The organism is Nocardia sp. NPDC057227 (genome assembly GCF_042669725.1).
Classification (GTDB): Bacteria; Actinomycetota; Actinomycetes; order Mycobacteriales; family Mycobacteriaceae; genus Nocardia; species Nocardia asteroides_A.
Genome location: NZ_JBHUXA010000024.1, coordinates 1 through 15,406, shown reverse-complemented (window position 1 = coordinate 15,406; position 15,406 = coordinate 1). Strand labels below are relative to the sequence as shown.

Sequence of the window (15,406 nt, the reverse complement as noted above, 5' to 3'; positions counted from 1 at the left end):
ATGCGAAACCTGTGGAGACGGCGCTCCCGCGAACCGCAGCCCGTTCCGCGCCGTCTCCCCGGGGTCACGCAGGTCAACGACTGGATCGACGCCGTCGCCACCGGCCTCTGCGACCACCGCCGGGAGCCGGAGGCCGCGGCCGCCCGCGCCTGCGACGCGCTCTTCACCGCCGCCACCGTCGCCGCCGTCATGGTCGAGCGCGGCAAGCCCTGCCCCGAGTACCGCGCCGTGCACCAGCGCTGCCTCACCGGTGCCATCGAGTTCATGAAGCTGCTCGGCGAAGACACCCTGCGCAGGCACCGCGTGCAGACCCGCACTCCCCTCGGCTGGGACGAACTCGGCCCCGCCGACGCCGTCACCATCGCCGAGCACCTCACCGGCCTCGGTGAAGCACTCCAGATCGCTCTGTGCGCGCTGACCACCGACCCGCGGGTCGGCCCCGACCTCCGCGAAGTCGCCGACGTGCACGGCCTCCCCGCCGCCGCCGTCATCGTCGACTCCTGCTTCTTCATCCGCGCCGACCCCGCGGTGTGAGTTCGGTATCGGACCCGGCGGTCGAATTCCGGTACAGGCGTACGGGTCCGGTACTCTTCTCCGGGGCGCCCCCATAGCCCAATTGGCAGAGGCAGCGGACTTAAAATCCGCCAAGTGTCGGTTCGAGTCCGACTGGGGGCACCGAATTCATACAGGTCGTGCGTAGTTTTCTCCGCCTTCGAACAGGTAGGCGCGGAAGGCTCGCAGGTACTCGTCGAGTTCCCGCTGATCGGCGAACCTGGTTTCGGTGGGATCGAACCATTCGTCCGGTGTCGGGCGCCACGCGATCATGTAGTCGAGCGCTTCGCGCACCAGGGCCCCGTAGGCCGAATCCGTGGCGCAGGCAGCGCGTAGCGCCGGGGCGTGATGCGGCCATCCACGGCCGCGTTCTGCGCGGTGCATGTCCACCAGCGGCCACTGCAGGCCATTGATGTGCGGGATCTCGTCCCACCACGTGGTTTTGGTGCGCGGAGTTTCGCCGGCCCGCACTCGGCCGTTTGCCGCTGTGACGGGCGGCGGGTAGTCGGTGGGCGCACCCCTTCGGTCGATGTCGTGGGTCGGCCCGAGTCCGAGATTTACGGGTGGATACCACACGCCGCGCCACACCGAGACTCCGAAATGGTGGGGATTCACCGGCAGCGGCTCGGCCAGCGAGATGTCGGCGGTGATTCGGTGCACGGGTGGCATCAGTCCGTCGGGGAAAAGATCCGCGACCATCGACAGGCAATCCAGCACGTCGAAGCCGGTCACGCCGACGCCCTGCCAGAACCGGGCGTCGAACGACTCCTGCGGGTCGAATTCGATCCAGAACCGGCGCAGCTTGGTCATCCGCGATCTCCTCCCACCGGCGCCGATGTCGAGCGCCGACCTCGATGATCCCAGGGCCGGGGCCTTCACACTCGGCCTCGTGCGCGACCGTGAACGCCCGGTTCCCGCTCGATGCCGAGCGGTAGCCAAGCACCGCGGTCAGTCGAGGATGAAGAAGAGCATGGTGCCGATCGGCAACGTCAGCACGAGCAGCTGCCCCCAGCCGGTGTCCTGGTAGACGAACCAGGTGATATTGCCCGCCAGGACCGCGCCGAAGAAGATCGCGGTGACGATCCTTCTGCGCCTTGTCCACGGTCGCTTCGGCCGGCCGTACTGCAGTCCGGCCGACACGATGACGAGGACGCCCGCGACGATGCCCGCCATGGCGATCATCTTGGACGCCGCCAGGTCGTGCCAGTCTCCGCTGATCGCCAGCCTGATCAGACCGGCGAGGTACAGGCCGAGCACGGCGAGCGCCGCTGCTCCCCGGAACCTCGGCCGTCGCTGTCTCACCCCTTGTGTAGTCACGATTCGAGCGTAGAAGTCCGGCGGTGGCCGTGCCTGGTTCTTCGGTGCGAGTTCACAGCGAATTCGATTGCCGTATCGAATGGTTGAGCACCTCTCCGGTCACCGGGGTGGAGTTCGAAAAACTCTGCACCGGGTGCGGAGTTTTCTGAAAGAGGTCACCGGGTCGAGCCGAAGTAGGGACGCGGCAGTGGGGCGTCGGCGGCTATCCGGCCCGGCTCGATGATCAGCGCCTGATCGGCGGAGGGGTGAGCACGCCGGGACCGCAAGGTTAAGGTCTGGCTCCAGCGGCCGGTATCGACGTGCGCGGCGAGGGATCGGAGTTCGGCATGGATCCAGTCTTCAGGCGGGCGATCGAGACGCTGTGGGAGTTCACCCGGCTCCGGCACGCGGACCGGGTGACCGATGTGGGGATCGGGCTGGGGAGCCATGATCCGAGCGTCGCGAGCCACGCGGCGGAGCTGTATCACCGCGGGCTGATTCCGCTGATCGTCTTCACCGGGGCCACCACTCCGATCACCGCGCCCAGGTTCCCGCGCGGCGAGGCGGTGCACTACCGCGAGATCGCGCTGGATCTCGGCGTGCCGGAGGAGGCGATTCTGGTGGAGTCGAGGGCGACGAATACCGGGCAGAACCTCGAGTTCTCCCGGGAGCTGCTCGCCGGACGCGATATTCGGTCGGTCACGCTCGTCAGCAAGCCGCAGCAGGCGCGGCGGAGCTACGCGACCTGCCGGAAGGTGTGGCCGGAGGTGGAGACGGTGTGCTCGTTCACCGCACTGCCCTTCGACGAGTACGTCGAGTCGATCGGCGACCTCGATCTGGTACTGACCTCGCTCGTCGGCGAGACGCAGCGGATCTGGGTGTACGCGGAGCGGGGGCTGGCAGTCGCGCAGGACGTGCCCGCCGGTGTTCGCGACGCCTTCGACACCCTGCTCGCGGCGGGCTACACGGGTCGGCTCGTTCGAGATAATTGAACCGCTGATCGACTCGAACATATGTTCGCCAGGGTGTAGCGTCGTGCCATGCCTGAGCCATCCCCACTCGATCGGGCCACCGAGGAACTGCGGCAGACGCAGCGGCAACTGCTGGACGCGGCCGCGTTCGGCAAGCAGCTCTCGCCCGAGCAGCTGGAGCGGGCGGCGGGGCGGATCGGGGAGGCGCTGCGGGCCTATGCGGGGGTCGCGGCGGAGCCTGCGCGGCACGTGTGCGATCGGCCGCGCAGGCACCGGTGATCAGCGGGCGCCGGTGACCTGGGCGTAGGAGTCGGCGACCAGGAAGCCGGTGTGCTCGATCACGACCAGGACCGGAAGGGGATGGTCGAGGAGCGGGCGAATGCCCTGCTCCAGGCGGTAGTGGAACGCTGCCGCGGCGGGGACGTCGCGCTCGGTGATCGCGCCGTTCTCGTCGCGGTACGAGCGGTGCGGAGTAAGCAGCACGGAGTCCGGGCCGCTCGGGGTCCAGCGGAACAGGACGCAGTCGGAAGAGCCGGGCCTCGCGTACGCTACCGAACCCTCACCGTCCGGGCGGAACACGAGTTCTTCGTCCTGCATCGAGGAGTGGTACCCGTAGTCGGAACTCCAGGTACCGATGAGATCCTCGGTCACTCGACGAGGTGCTCTGCGGCTTTGGCGAAATCGCTGCGCAGTTTGTCCTCGCGCTGGGCGCGGACGGCTTCGTCCTGGGTGAAGAGCGCCTGCTTGCTGGTGTGGTAGGTCGGGATGACGACGAGTTTGCTCGCGACCTCGGGGTGCTGGCGTTCGAAGCGGCGCCAGGCGGCTTGGGCGTCGAGGCCGTGGGCCAGGATGACCTTCAGCTTCGGGAGCAGGGCGATGACCTGTTCCAAGGGAGCGATGCCACGGTCGATGTCGGCGGTGGATGGCTTGCGGGTGGTGTACCAGGGGTAGGCGTTCCAGGTGATGAGGTCGCCGATGCGGAGGCCGGAGGTTCGGAAGAACTCCAGGTAGCGTTCGGCGGCCTGGTCGTCGTTCTCCAGGGAGAGGAGGCCGCTGCTCTGCTGGCCGGAGCGGGTCTTGGGGCCCGGGTCGCGGAAGAGGGAGAGCACTCGGGCTTCGGTGCCGCCGTAGATGGGGGCTAGGTGGGGGAGGGGTTCGCCGGTTTCCTCGGTGAGGCGGTCGACGAGGTGGTTGAAGGGGGCGATCGGGCCCTCGTAGCGGGTGGCGAACTGTTCGTCGCGGTAGGTGCTGTCCGCCAGGCGGCGGGCGGTGAGGATGCGTTCCTCCACCTTGGGGGCGGCGGTTTTGCGCGGGGTGGACTTCGCCGCCGCGGTCTTCTTCGCGGGTGCCTTCTTCGCCGGTGCCTTGGTTGCCGCCTTGGCCGCGGTCTTCTTGGCCGGTGCGCTCGGGTCGGCCGTCTTCGCTGCCGCCTTCTTGCGTGGAGCGGCCTTCTTGGCCGGAGCGGTCGCGGGTTCGACCGCCGCGGGCGGCGTCGGCTCGGCCTGCGGTGTCGCGGCGGCAGCCGGGGCTGCTGCGTCCGAAGGCGCGTCCGCAGTGGTGGTCGTGCTCGGCGCATCCACCGCGGGGCCCTCACCCGCAGGCTCGGCAGCCGCTACGAAGCCGTCGGTCGGCGCGACCTTGTCTCCCTCGACGCCTGCGGCGGGCTCTGCGCTCTCGGCAGACTGCGCCGGCGCGACGTCGACCCGCGCGGCTTCGACGGGCGCGACCTCGGTGGCCTTGGCAGGCGCGACGGCGACAGGCGCGGCTTCGACATGCGTGGCGTCGGCCGGCGCAACATCGACAGGCGTGGCTTCGACGGGCGCAACATCGACAGGCGCGGCTTCGACCGGCGTGGCTTCGACGGGCGTGGCGTCGACGGGCGCGACCTTGGTGGCCTTGGCCGACGCGCCGTCGACAGGCGCGGCCTTGTCCGCTTCGGCATCAGCGGCGCCGACGGCAGCCGGGGGTTCAGCGGTCTCGACCGCGCGCACGGGTGCGTCGGAGACCGCGGAATCGGTCGGCCCGGCAACCGGTGCGTCGCTGACAGCCGAAGTGCCTGCGGAGCCATCGGCAGGCGCCGTACCCGCGGAATCGGCGACACCGTCCGCCGAAGAATCCTTCTTCCAGAACAACAAGGCCGCGATAGCGCGCTTCGTCACCCCGCGGGGCGCGTTCCTGCCGGTGGACATCGAGTGGGACTCCGTTTCAATTCGACGGTTCGCGGTCGGTGACACCGACGGGGTAGCCGCCTCGGTCAGATAAGAAACCTGGTCGGTACGGACTACGAGGGTATCCCTGCCGGGGCCGGAATGAACCCCGACGCCAGGAATTCCCGGACATACGCGGCCAGAACTTCCCGGTCGACCGGTCGGCGAAGCACGCCGGTGCCTGACAGCATCGCCTGTGTGTGCTCGTCGCGCCAGTCGAGATGCACCGGCAGCCCGGCGAAATCGGTGGTGAGCAGCGCGGCGCGGGTGAGGGTGTCGTCACCCGCGGCCTCGCGGAGCCGCGATTCCCGCTCCAGGGCGTCCCGCACGCGCTCCAGGGAAACGATCTCGACCGGTACCCCCTGCTCCCGCAGAATGTCGTAGATCGCCGACACCGCAACGGGTTCCGGGTTCACCAGGTGGTAGACGGTCTCGGTGCCCGCCCGCCCCGCCATGGTGACGACGGCGTCGGCGACGTAGTCGACCGGCACCAGCGAGACGGCGGCGTCCCCGAGGTCGGGCGCCATGCCGAGCACGGCGGTGGCGCGCAACAGGTTCCACAGCGCGTCGGAGGTGCTGTTGACCCCGGCCGATGCGGTGCCGCTGATGGTGCCGGGCCGGTAGATGCGGGCGGGCAGCCCGCGCTCGGCGGCCTTGCGGACCAGCTCCTCCGCGGTCCACTTGGACGCGATGTATCCGCTCGCGGGCAGCTCGTCGGCGGTGAGCCTGGTGTCCTCGGTGATCGGCCGGTCGGCGGCGCGGACGGCGGTGTTGATGGTGGAGACGAAGTGCAGCGGCTTGATCCGGCCGGTGCGGGCGAAGCGCAGCACCTCGCGGGTGCCTTCGACGTTGGCCGCGCGCAGCCTGGCGTACGGCTCGATGTGGTTCACCCGAGCCCCGTTGTGGTGCACCACGTCGATCTCGGCGGCGAGCCGCTCGTAGTCGGCGGGGGCGAGGCCGAGCCGCGGCGCGGCGAGGTCGCCGGGCACCGGCCGGACCCGTTCGAAGCCGTCCTCGCGCAACCGGTACCGGCGCAGCGCCGCCAGCACCCGCTCCACCGCCTGCGCCTCGGAACCGGCCCGGACCAGGCAGTACACCGTCGCCGGGGTGCGGTCGAGGAGTGCGCGCAGCAGGTGCGCGCCGAGGAAGCCGGTGGCGCCGGTGAGCAGCACGGCGCGCGGGGTCATGGTGAACGGCGAGATGTCGTCGTCGAGCACGGCGTCGTCGGCGGGGCTCGCGGCGGCCGCGGTCTCGGCGCCGCCGATGTAGCCGGCCACGCCCGCCGCGGTCGGGTCGCCGAGCAGCGCCGCCATCGGCACCCGCCGCCCGAGATCCCTGGTCAGCCGCTGGTGCAGGGAGAAGGCGAGCAGCGAGGAGCCGCCGAGGTCGTAGAAGTCGTCGGTCACCCCGACCTCGGGCAGCCCGAGCACGTCGGCGAAGGCGGCGGCGACGGTGGCCTCCAGCGGGGTGCGCGGGGCGACCAGCGAGCGGGAGGCGAAGACCGGGCTCGGCAGCGCCGCGCGGTCCAGCTTGCCGCTGGTGTTCACCGGCAGTTCGGCGAGCACGACAACGGCCGACGGCACCATGTACGCGGGCAGCGCGGCGCTGACGGCGGTGCGCAGCTCGTCCGGGTCGAGCGCGGCGCCCGGCGCCGGGACGACGTAGCCGACCAGGTGATCGCCGGTGTCGCCGGTCTTCACCACCACCGCGGCCTGGCCGACCCCGGCCCGCGCGAGCAGCGCGGCCTCGATCTCGCCCAGCTCGATCCGGTGCCCGCGCAGCTTGACCTGGAAGTCGCTGCGGCCGAGGTAGTCGAGCGCGCCCTGCGGGCTCCAGCGCACCAGGTCACCGGTGCGGTACATCCTGGTCCCGGCGTGGTCGTACGGGTTCGCGACGAACCGGTCCGCGCTCAGCGCCGCCCTGCCGTGGTAGCCGCGGGCCAGCTGCACCCCGGCCAGGTACAGCTCGCCGACGGCGCCGACCGGCACCGGGCAGAGCCGCGAATCGAGCACGAGCACCCGGGAATTCCACTCCGGGACGCCGATCGGCACCCGCAGCGCGGCGTCGTCGGCCGGGCCGACCCGGTGCTCGGTGATGCTCACCGCGGCCTCGGTGGGGCCGTAGACATTGTGGATCCGGGCGGCGCTGCGCTGCGCGAAGGCGCGGGCGGTCTCCGGGGGCAGCGCCTCGCCGATGACGAAGATGTCGCGCAGCGTGCTCAGCTCGGCCGGTTCGCAGTGCGCGGCGAAGGCAGCCAGCATGGACGGGACGAAATCGGTGAGCGTGCAGCGGTATTCGGCGATCAGGCGGGAGAGCGCGCCGGGGTCGCGGTGCTCGTCCGGCCCGGCGAGCACCAGCGTCGCGCCGGAGCGCAGCGGCAGGAAGTGCCCCCACAGCGAGACGTCGAAGGTGCCCGGCGTCTTCTGCAGGTAGACGTCGGCGGCGGTTACCAGGTACTCGTGCCGCATCCACTCGATCTGGTTGACGATGGCGCGGTGCGTGATCACCACGCCCTTGGGCTTGCCGGTCGAGCCCGAGGTGTAGATGAGGTAGGCGGGGTTGTCCGGGTGCAGCGGGGTCAGGCGATCGGCGTCGGTGACCGGGGTTCCGGCGAAGCCGGAGAGGTCGAGGGTGTCGACCAGCTCGGCCGGGGCCGCCGTGAAGGCGTCCGAGCCGGTGGAGAGGATGCAGACCGGCCGGGCGGAGTCCAGCACGTAGCCGATCCGTTCGGCCGGGTGATCCGGGTCGATCGGCACCCACGCGCCACCGGCCTCGACCACCGCGCAGAGCGCGATGTACTGCGCGAGCGAGCGGCGCATGGCCACCGCGACGACCGCCTCCGGCCCGACCCCGCGCCCGATCAGCCAGCGCGCCAGCCTGCTCACCGCGCCGGACAGTTCCGCGTAGGTGAGCGACCCGCCCGCACCGGTCACCGCGAGGGCGGACGGGCTGGTCGCGGCGAACCGGTGTAGCGGCGCGAGCAGCGATTCCGTCAGTACCGCCCGCACCGGCCCGGTCGACCAGGCGCGCAGCAGCCGCAGCTCGCCCGGCTCGATGACGTCGAGATCGCCGACCACCCGGCCGGGCGCGGCGGCGATCTGCTCCAGCAGCCGCAGGTAGCCGCCGACGAAGCGCTCCACCGTCGCGGCGTCGAAGAGGTCGGTGGCGTAGGTGAAGCGGACCACGATCGGCCCGGGCGCGCCGTCGTCGGTGCGCGACTCCACCACGGCGATGTGCAGGTCGGTCTTCGAGGTCCTCGTCTCCAGGTCGAACCCGGAGAACGCGACGCCCGCCATCGACATGCGCGCCTCGGAGAAGTTCTGGAAGGCGAAGCCGACCTGGTAGAGCGGGTGCCTGCCGGGCGAGCGGAGCGGGTCGACGGCATCGACGACGTGCTCGAACGGCACCTCCGAGTGCGCGAAGTTGGCCAGGTCGCGCTCCCTGGTGCGGCCGAGCAGCGCGCCGAAGCTCTCGCCGGGGTCGACCCTGGTGCGCGAGACGGTGGTGTTGACGAACATGCCGACCACGTCGTCCAGCGCGGCCTCGGCCCGGTTCGTCATCGGCACCCCGATGGTCACGTCGGTGACGCCGGAGAGCCGGGCCATCAGCACCGCGAGCGCGGTGCGCATGACCATGAAGACGGTGGCATTGTGGCGCCGCGCCACCGTGCGCAGCGCGCCGTGCAGCGCGGCCGACGCCTCGCGCTGCACCGAGGCGCCGCGCAGCGAGGCCACGGCCGGCCGCGGGCGGTCGGCGGGCAGCTCGAGATCGTCCGGGATGCCCGCGAGCTCCTGCTTCCAGTAGGCGAGCTGGCGGGCGAGCGGGGACTCCGGGTCGTCGCGGGAGCCGAGCACCTCGCGCTGCCACAGCGAGTAGTCGGCGTACTGCACGGCGGGCGGCTTCCAGGCGGGCGGGGTGCCCGCGCTGCGCGCCGCGTAGGCCGCCGCGATGTCGCGGGCGAGCGGCGCCAGCGACGACCCGTCGGCGCAGATGTGGTGCATGGCACAGACGAGCACGTGCCGGTCGCCGGTGCGAAGCAGCCCGACCCGGAGCGGCACCTCGCGCGCGACATCGAAGCCGCGCCACAGGATTTCGTCCACCCAGGCGGCGACGGCGGGGGAGTCCGGTTCGGCGGTTGCCTCGTGTACCCGGAGCGCGGAGAGCGCCGCGTCGGCGTCGAGCACCACCTGGTGCGGGCCGTCGGCGTCGGCCGGGTACCTGGTGCGCAGCGATTCGTGCCGGATCACCGCGTCGGCGAAGGCGGCGTGCAGCGCGGGGACGTCGAGCGCGCCGGTCAGGGTGAGCGCGAAGCCGAGGTTGTCCACCGCGGAGGCGGTGTCGAACTGGTTGCGCAGCCAGAACCGCAGCTGCGCGGGGGAGAGCGGGATCCGGTCCGGCCGCGCCCTCGGCAGCAGCGGCGCGCGGGCCGGGTCGAAGAGCTCGGTGCGCACGGCGACCGCGAGCCCGGCGACGGTCGGGTGGTCGAAGACCAGCCGCGGCGGCACCTGCGCGTTCAGTGCGTCGCCGAGCCGGGCCGCGACCTGGGTGGCGAGCAGCGAATTGCCGCCGACCACGAAGAAGTCGTCGTCGGCGCCGACCCGGGGCCGGTCGAGCACCGCGCGGAACGCCTGCGCCACCAGTTCCTCGCCCGCGCCGGAGGGCGGGCGGTAGGGCGACTCGTCCACCGGGCGGGCGCGCAGCGCGGTGCGGTCCGCCTTGCCGGAGGTGGTCAGCGGGATGCGGTCGAGCAGCGTGATCGAGTTCGGCACCATGTAGCGCGGCAGCACCCTGGCCACCGCGTCGGCCAGCGCCGCCGGATCGGGGGCGCTGCCCGGCTCCGGCTCGAGGTACGCGACCAGCGCGGTGTCGCCACCGGGCGAGCGCCGGTCGACGACCACCGCCGCGCGCACGCCCGGCTGCGCGCTCAGCGCGGCCTCGATCTCGCCGAGCTCGATCCGGAACCCGCGCACCTGCACCTGCCGGTCCAACCGCCCCAGGTACTCGAAATCGCCGGTTCCGTTGCGCCGCACCAGGTCTCCGGTGCGGTAGAGCAGCGCGCCGTTCGCGTCGGCGACGAAGCGCTGCGCGGTGAGCGCGGGCCGCCCGCGGTAGCCGCGGGCCAACCCGGGCCCGCCCAGGTAGAGCTCACCGGCAACGCCGACGCCGACCGGGCGCAGCTTGGTGTCCAGCACCCGGCACTGCACGCCGGGCAGCGCGGCGCCGATGGTCACCGGGGCGCCCGGCGTCATCGGGCCCGCGAGCGTCGCGGCGACGGTGGCCTCGGTCGGGCCGTAGGCATTGAACAGGGCGGTGTGCGCCGCCCAGCGGTCGGCGAGGGCAGGCGGGCAGGGCTCGCCGCCGACCACGAGCACCCGCAGCGCGGGCACGCCCGCGGGGTCGAGCGTGGCCAGCGTGGACGGGGTGAGGAAGGCGTGCGTGACCCCGTGCCCGGCCAGCAGCGCGGCCAGGTCGCCGCCGCCGAGCACGGTGGGCGGCGCGATCACCATGGTCGCCGCGGCGCCGACGGCGAGCAGCAGCTCCAGGATCGAGGCGTCGAAGCTGGGCGAGGCGAAGTGCAGCGTGCGGGCCTCCGGGGTGAGGCCGAAACGCGTGACCTGTTCCACACAGAGCCCGGCGAGCCCGGCGTGCGTGACGGCGACGCCCTTGGGTTGCCCGGTGGATCCGGAGGTATAGATCACGTAGGCGGTATCGGAGGCCCGGAGCACGGTCGGGCGGTCCAGGTAGGAGATCGGGTCCGCGGCTTCGGCGGCGATCAGGCCGGTCGTGTCGGCGGTGTCGACGGTGAGCCAGGAGAGCCGGTCCGGCAGCGACCCGGCGTGCGCCCGGTCGGTCACGCCGAGCAGCGCGCCGCAGTCCCGCACCTGGTAGTCGAGGCGCGCGGCGGGCAGCGCGGGGTCGATCGGCACGTAGGCGGCGCCGGTCTTCGCCACCGCCCAGAGCGTCACCACGGCGTCGATCGAGCGCGGCAGCGCCACCGCGACGGCGGCCTCGGGGGCCGCGCCCCTGGCCAGCAGCACCCGGCCGAGCCGGGTGGAGCGGTCGTCGAGCGCGCGGTAGGTCAGCGAATCGTCCCCGCAGACCACCGCGACACCGTCCGGATTGCGCTCGGCGGCGGCGGCGAGCAGGGCGGCGAGCGTGGCCGCGCGGGCCGCGGGCGCCCGCTTGCTGCGGGCACGGCGCGAGGACGGTGGCGTGTGCCGGGTACTGCTGGTCACGATGAACGTCCTGTCGAGCGAGGCCTAAACGGGCCGAATACTACGGCTGTCGACCACCGCCCGCTACTGCGTGCTCCCCGGTGCGGGGGTTTTCCGAGCGCTGATGGTTTGCCGAGGCAAGAATATTTTTCATAGCCGTTTGGTATGTAGCCAGAAATTCGCGGTGCTTGTCGAGCTCTTTCCGAATGGACGCGCCGGGCACTGTTCGGGGCGGATTTCGTCAAGGGCGGGGGGCAGTTTCGCGGTGCCGAGCGGGGGCATCCGGCGAATACGGCTCGACTATCGAAGGTGTGTGTGATGACCGAAGCGCAATGGGAGATCCCGCCGCTCGACGGCGCCCCCGATATCGCCCGCGGGCGGGGCGCCGGTTCGACGCTCGCGGACACCAGGAACTGGGCGGGCTTCGGGCTGCTCGGCATCGGCGGTCTCGCCGCCGTGATCGCCGCCATCACCTCGCTCGGCGGGTGGTCCGAGGGCGCGCTGTTCCTCGTCGTCATCGCGGTGGTCGCGGTGCTGACCGGCGCCGCCCTGGTCTTCGAGCAGCGCAGGAAGCAGCAGCAGCGCGAGCGCAGCCGGGAGCTCAACGGCGAGGTGTGGCGGCAGACGGTGCCGCCGCGGGTCTGATCGTCAGCCCCGTAGGGTCCGCGCGGCGTCGATCCCGGCCTGCCGCGCGGTGACGATGTCCCTGGCCAGTGCCTGGGTCTCCGCGTCGATTCCAGCGGCCAGCTCGGATTGCGCCAGCGCGACCGCGCGGCCGTGGTGCTCGACCACCAGGTCCAGCCACTGCCCGTCGAACTCCGCGCCCGCCGCCGCCACCGCGGCGATCCGCCCGGGGCCGAGCAGCGCGAGCTGCCCCGACCCCTCCATACCGGTACCGGCCTTCGCGCCGAAGCCGTCGAGCAGCGCGGTGATCCGAGCGGTCTCCGGCCCCCGCTCCTGCCGCAGCGCGACCGCGAGGTCGCGAACCCGCTGATCCGTCGCGCGCTCCGCGGCCAGCCCGGCGATCTCCGCCGACTGCTCCTGCTGCGCGGTCATGCCCTGCAGGAACTCGACATCCCCGCGCTCGAGGCCGTTCCGCACGGTGGTCGGGGCGGGAGCCGGGCCGGAATCGCCGCCACCGCAGCCGGTGGCGAGCAGCGCGGCCGCCGCGACGAGCGCGGCCGCGAGCAGGCGGACGATGATCTTCACCCGGGGTACTGTGCTGCCTCCCCCGCCGGCGGGGAACGGATCGGCGCCGCTCCGGCGGTGAAGATCAATGCCGGTCAGGAGGTCGCGATATCCACGATCAGCCGCGTCGGATTGTTCGCCGTGCGCACCTCGAAGGGTGGCCGGTCACCGCGCACCCCGATGAAGGACTGGGTCTCGCCCTCGAAAACGATGGTCCGGTACACCCCCGTCACCCCCGGCGCCTCCGGGTCGCGCACCGGCTCGGAGTTGTCGAACGGGGTCACGCCGGTGTCGAAGGGATAGGCGGAGCCGAGGATTCGCACCTCGAGGACCGATTCCGCGTCCAGGTCGAGGACCGTTCCGCTGCCGTCCTGCACCGCCCGGTCGGTGTACTCGACCACCCAGCCGGGCGTTCCGGTGCCGCCGAGGTCGTAGACCACCCGCTCGAAGCCGGGGTGGTGGCCGATCCGGACACCGGTGACGGTGAGCATCGCGCCGCGGCTCTTGTCCCCCCGCTTCGGCTGCGCGTCGGCGGGAACCGGCTCGGGCGCGGCGGTGGTCGTGGGGGCGTCGAGCGCGGTGCTGACCGAACCGGGGGAGGGGGCCAGCTCCGGCGAGCCGCTGTCGGCACAGCCGGTGAGCACGGCGGCCACGGCGAGAACCGTCAGCAGCATCGGGGTCCGCATCGGCCGATGGTAGGCCCGCGAGCGGGGCATTTCCGGGATTTGGGCGCGCGCCGCGGTTCGCGGGGGCGGGGTCGGTGCGACATGGGGGCAACGATCCAGCACACTTGAGAGCCGTGGGCGATGTGGACGACGTGCTGGGCCGATTGCGCCGGTATCCGGATGTGGAGGCGGCGAACCTCTATGCCGTCGACGCCGCCGACCGCCTGCTGCTCGACGTGGCGGCGGATGCGCTCGCCGGCGCGGGCGCGGGCCAGGTCGCGGTGATCGACGACGGCTACGGCGCGCTCACCCTCGGCGCCGCCGTCTCACACGACCTGCACAGCATCCGGGTGCACCAGGACGTGCTCACCGGGGAACTCGCGCTCGCCGCCAATGCCCGCGCGCTCGACCTCTCCGGGCGCTACCGCGCCCACCCGCTCGGCCCGTCGCTGCTCACCGGCGCCACCGTCGTGCTGCTCCGGCTGCCGCGCGGGCTGGCCGGGCTCGCCGAGATCGCCGACGCCATCGCCAGGTACGCCGACCCCGGTGTCCTCGTCTTCGCCGCGGGCCGGGACAAGTACCTGACCCCGGCCATGAACGAGGTGCTCGGCGAGAGCTTCACCGAGGTGCGGGCCAGCCGGGGGCGGCAGAAGTCCCGCGCGCTGCTGGTGTCGGGGCCGAAGCCGGTGGGCGAGCCGCCCTTCCCGGTGCGCGAGCACCTGGCCGAGCTCGGCCTCGACGTGGTGGCGCACGGCGCCGCCTTCTCCGGCCCCAAACTCGACATCGGCACCCGCTTCCTGCTCCGGCACCTGGACCGGATGAAGCCCGACGCCCGCAACGCGATCGACCTGGGCTGCGGCACCGGCATCCTGGCGGTCGCGCTGGCCCGCTCGCGCCAGCGGATCACCGTCACCGGCACCGACCAGTCCGCGGCGGCGGTGGCGTCGGCGGTGGCGACGGCGGCGGCCAACGGGGTGGCCGAGCGGGTCCGCGTCGTCCGCGACGACGCCATGGCCTCGCTGCCGCCCTCCAGCGCCGACCTGGTGCTCTGCAACCCGCCCTTCCACATCGGCGCGGCGGTGCACACCGGCTCCGCGATCAAGATGTTCGCCGCGGCGGGCCGGGTGCTCCGGCCCGGCGGTGAGCTGTGGACCGTCTACAACAGCCACCTGAACCACCGCGGCGTGACGGCGCGGCTGGTCGGCCACACCGAGGTGATCGCCCGCAACCAGAAATTCACGGTGACTAGATCGGTACGTGGTTTACGGGACGTAGAACGGTAGAGTCCGAATTGTCCGCTGACCGGGAACTGTTTCCGGGGGGCGGGCGTTGTACGGACCAGCAGTAGACGCGATCCGGACTCGAGAAAGGGATCCCTTGCGTACCTCCTCCAATCCAGTCTTCCGGCGCCTGCCTCGGCAGGAGGGAGTGGGCGGTTACGCGAACTTCGGTTCCGGCGTAGCCGGTGCCGGCCAGTTCGGCCAGCAGCAACAGCAGCAGCCGCACGGCCAGTACCCGCCGCAGCAGTACGGTGAGGCGCCGCAGTACCAGGCGCCGCAGGCCACCAGGTCGATGACGATCGACGACGTGGTGACCAAGACCGGCATCACCCTCGCGGTGCTCGCCGTCTCCGCCGTCATCTCCTACGCCCTGACCAACGCCAACACCTCGCTGGCGCCCGCCTTCGTGATCGGCGGCGGTCTCATCGGGCTGGTCCTGGTGCTGGTGGCGACCTTCGGCAACAAGATGGACAACCCGGCCCTCGTGCTGTCCTACGCCGTGGCGGAGGGCTTCTTCCTCGGCGCGCTGTCCTTCATGTTCACCAATATCGAGTTCGGCGGCGCGGGCGGCAGTGCGCTGATCGGGCAGGCGGTGCTCGGCACCTTCGGTGTCTTCGCGGGCATGCTCGTGGTCTACAAGACCGGCGCCATCCGGGTGACGCCGCGCTTCACCCGGATGATCGTCGGCGCCCTGATCGGCGTCGTGGTGCTGGCGCTTGGCAACCTGGTCGCGAGCTTCTTCATCGACGGCGGCCTCGGCCTGCGGGACGGCGGCCCGATCGCCATCATCTTCAGCCTGGTCTGCATCGCGATCGCCGCGTTCAGCTTCCTGCTCGACTTCGACGCCGCGGATCAGCTGATCCGCGCGCAGGCGCCGGAGAAGGCGGCCTGGGGCGTTGCCTTCGGCCTGACCATCACCCTGGTCTGGCTCTACGTCGAGATCCTGCGGCTGCTGAGCTACTTCCAGAACGACTAGTCACCGACGCGAAGCGGGGCGGTCACCGATCGGTGACCGCCCCGCTTCGCGTCGGT

Annotated in this window: 13 protein-coding genes and 1 tRNA gene; 7 read left to right on the top strand and 7 right to left on the bottom strand. The window is 71.9% G+C overall.

Annotated features, from left to right (window positions below; genetic code table 11):
* Complete coding sequence (locus tag ACFUJ1_RS26990) at positions 1-534, top strand: hypothetical protein (RefSeq protein WP_378649911.1); 534 nt, start codon at positions 1-3, stop codon at positions 532-534.
* A gap of 67 nt (positions 535-601) precedes the next feature.
* Positions 602-675 (top strand) — tRNA-Leu (locus ACFUJ1_RS26985).
* Between the two features lie 6 nt (positions 676-681).
* On the opposite strand, the gene ACFUJ1_RS26980 is transcribed toward ACFUJ1_RS26985, so the two are convergent.
* Together ACFUJ1_RS26980 and ACFUJ1_RS26975 are read right to left on the bottom strand one after the other, a co-directional pair.
* A complete protein-coding gene (locus ACFUJ1_RS26980; RefSeq protein WP_378649910.1) occupies positions 682-1,362 on the bottom strand; it encodes a hypothetical protein in 681 nt (226 codons plus the stop codon).
* A gap of 138 nt (positions 1,363-1,500) precedes the next feature.
* Positions 1,501-1,854: a hypothetical protein gene (locus tag ACFUJ1_RS26975; RefSeq protein WP_378649909.1), complete on the bottom strand. Its 354-nt coding sequence runs from the start codon at positions 1,852-1,854 to the stop codon at positions 1,501-1,503.
* Between the two features lie 341 nt (positions 1,855-2,195).
* Here ACFUJ1_RS26975 and ACFUJ1_RS26970 point away from each other — a divergent pair, with 341 nt between their 5' ends.
* Together ACFUJ1_RS26970 and ACFUJ1_RS26965 are read left to right on the top strand one after the other, a co-directional pair.
* Positions 2,196-2,840, top strand: coding sequence for a YdcF family protein (locus ACFUJ1_RS26970; RefSeq protein ID WP_378649908.1), 645 nt, complete (start codon positions 2,196-2,198; stop codon positions 2,838-2,840).
* 48 nt (positions 2,841-2,888) lie between these two features.
* Positions 2,889-3,098: a DUF6374 family protein gene (locus tag ACFUJ1_RS26965; RefSeq protein WP_378649907.1), complete on the top strand. Its 210-nt coding sequence runs from the start codon at positions 2,889-2,891 to the stop codon at positions 3,096-3,098.
* Here ACFUJ1_RS26965 and ACFUJ1_RS26960 read toward each other — a convergent pair whose 3' ends face one another.
* From ACFUJ1_RS26960 to ACFUJ1_RS26950, 3 genes are all read right to left on the bottom strand, one after another.
* Positions 3,099-3,470, bottom strand: coding sequence for a hypothetical protein (locus ACFUJ1_RS26960; RefSeq protein ID WP_378649906.1), 372 nt, complete (start codon positions 3,468-3,470; stop codon positions 3,099-3,101).
* The gene (locus ACFUJ1_RS26955) at positions 3,467-5,008 is read right to left on the bottom strand and encodes a hypothetical protein (protein WP_378649905.1); all 1,542 of its coding nucleotides are present in this window, start codon (positions 5,006-5,008) and stop codon (positions 3,467-3,469) included. The genes ACFUJ1_RS26960 and ACFUJ1_RS26955 overlap by 4 nt, the downstream gene beginning before the upstream one ends.
* A gap of 92 nt (positions 5,009-5,100) precedes the next feature.
* A complete protein-coding gene (locus ACFUJ1_RS26950; RefSeq protein WP_378649904.1) occupies positions 5,101-11,262 on the bottom strand; it encodes an amino acid adenylation domain-containing protein in 6,162 nt (2,053 codons plus the stop codon).
* A 297-nt stretch (positions 11,263-11,559) separates the two neighbouring features.
* Between ACFUJ1_RS26950 and ACFUJ1_RS26945 the strand changes: the two genes are divergently transcribed.
* Positions 11,560-11,886, top strand: coding sequence for a hypothetical protein (locus ACFUJ1_RS26945; protein WP_378649903.1), 327 nt, complete (start codon positions 11,560-11,562; stop codon positions 11,884-11,886).
* Between the two features lie 3 nt (positions 11,887-11,889).
* Here ACFUJ1_RS26945 and ACFUJ1_RS26940 read toward each other — a convergent pair whose 3' ends face one another.
* The gene (locus ACFUJ1_RS26940; RefSeq protein WP_378649902.1) at positions 11,890-12,450 is read right to left on the bottom strand and encodes a DUF305 domain-containing protein; all 561 of its coding nucleotides are present in this window, start codon (positions 12,448-12,450) and stop codon (positions 11,890-11,892) included.
* Positions 12,451-12,524: 74 nt separating this feature from the next.
* The gene (locus ACFUJ1_RS26935; RefSeq protein ID WP_378649901.1) at positions 12,525-13,115 is read right to left on the bottom strand and encodes a hypothetical protein; all 591 of its coding nucleotides are present in this window, start codon (positions 13,113-13,115) and stop codon (positions 12,525-12,527) included.
* Between the two features lie 113 nt (positions 13,116-13,228).
* On the opposite strand from ACFUJ1_RS26935, the gene ACFUJ1_RS26930 reads away from it, so the two are divergent.
* Both ACFUJ1_RS26930 and ACFUJ1_RS26925 read left to right on the top strand, forming a co-directional pair.
* Positions 13,229-14,377, top strand: a complete 1,149-nt coding sequence (locus ACFUJ1_RS26930; protein WP_378649900.1) for a class I SAM-dependent methyltransferase — start codon at positions 13,229-13,231, stop codon at positions 14,375-14,377.
* A gap of 94 nt (positions 14,378-14,471) precedes the next feature.
* On the top strand, positions 14,472-15,350 hold the full coding sequence (locus ACFUJ1_RS26925; protein ID WP_378649899.1) for a Bax inhibitor-1/YccA family protein: 879 nt from the start codon (positions 14,472-14,474) through the stop codon (positions 15,348-15,350).
* The last annotated feature ends 56 nt before the right edge of the window (positions 15,351-15,406 follow it).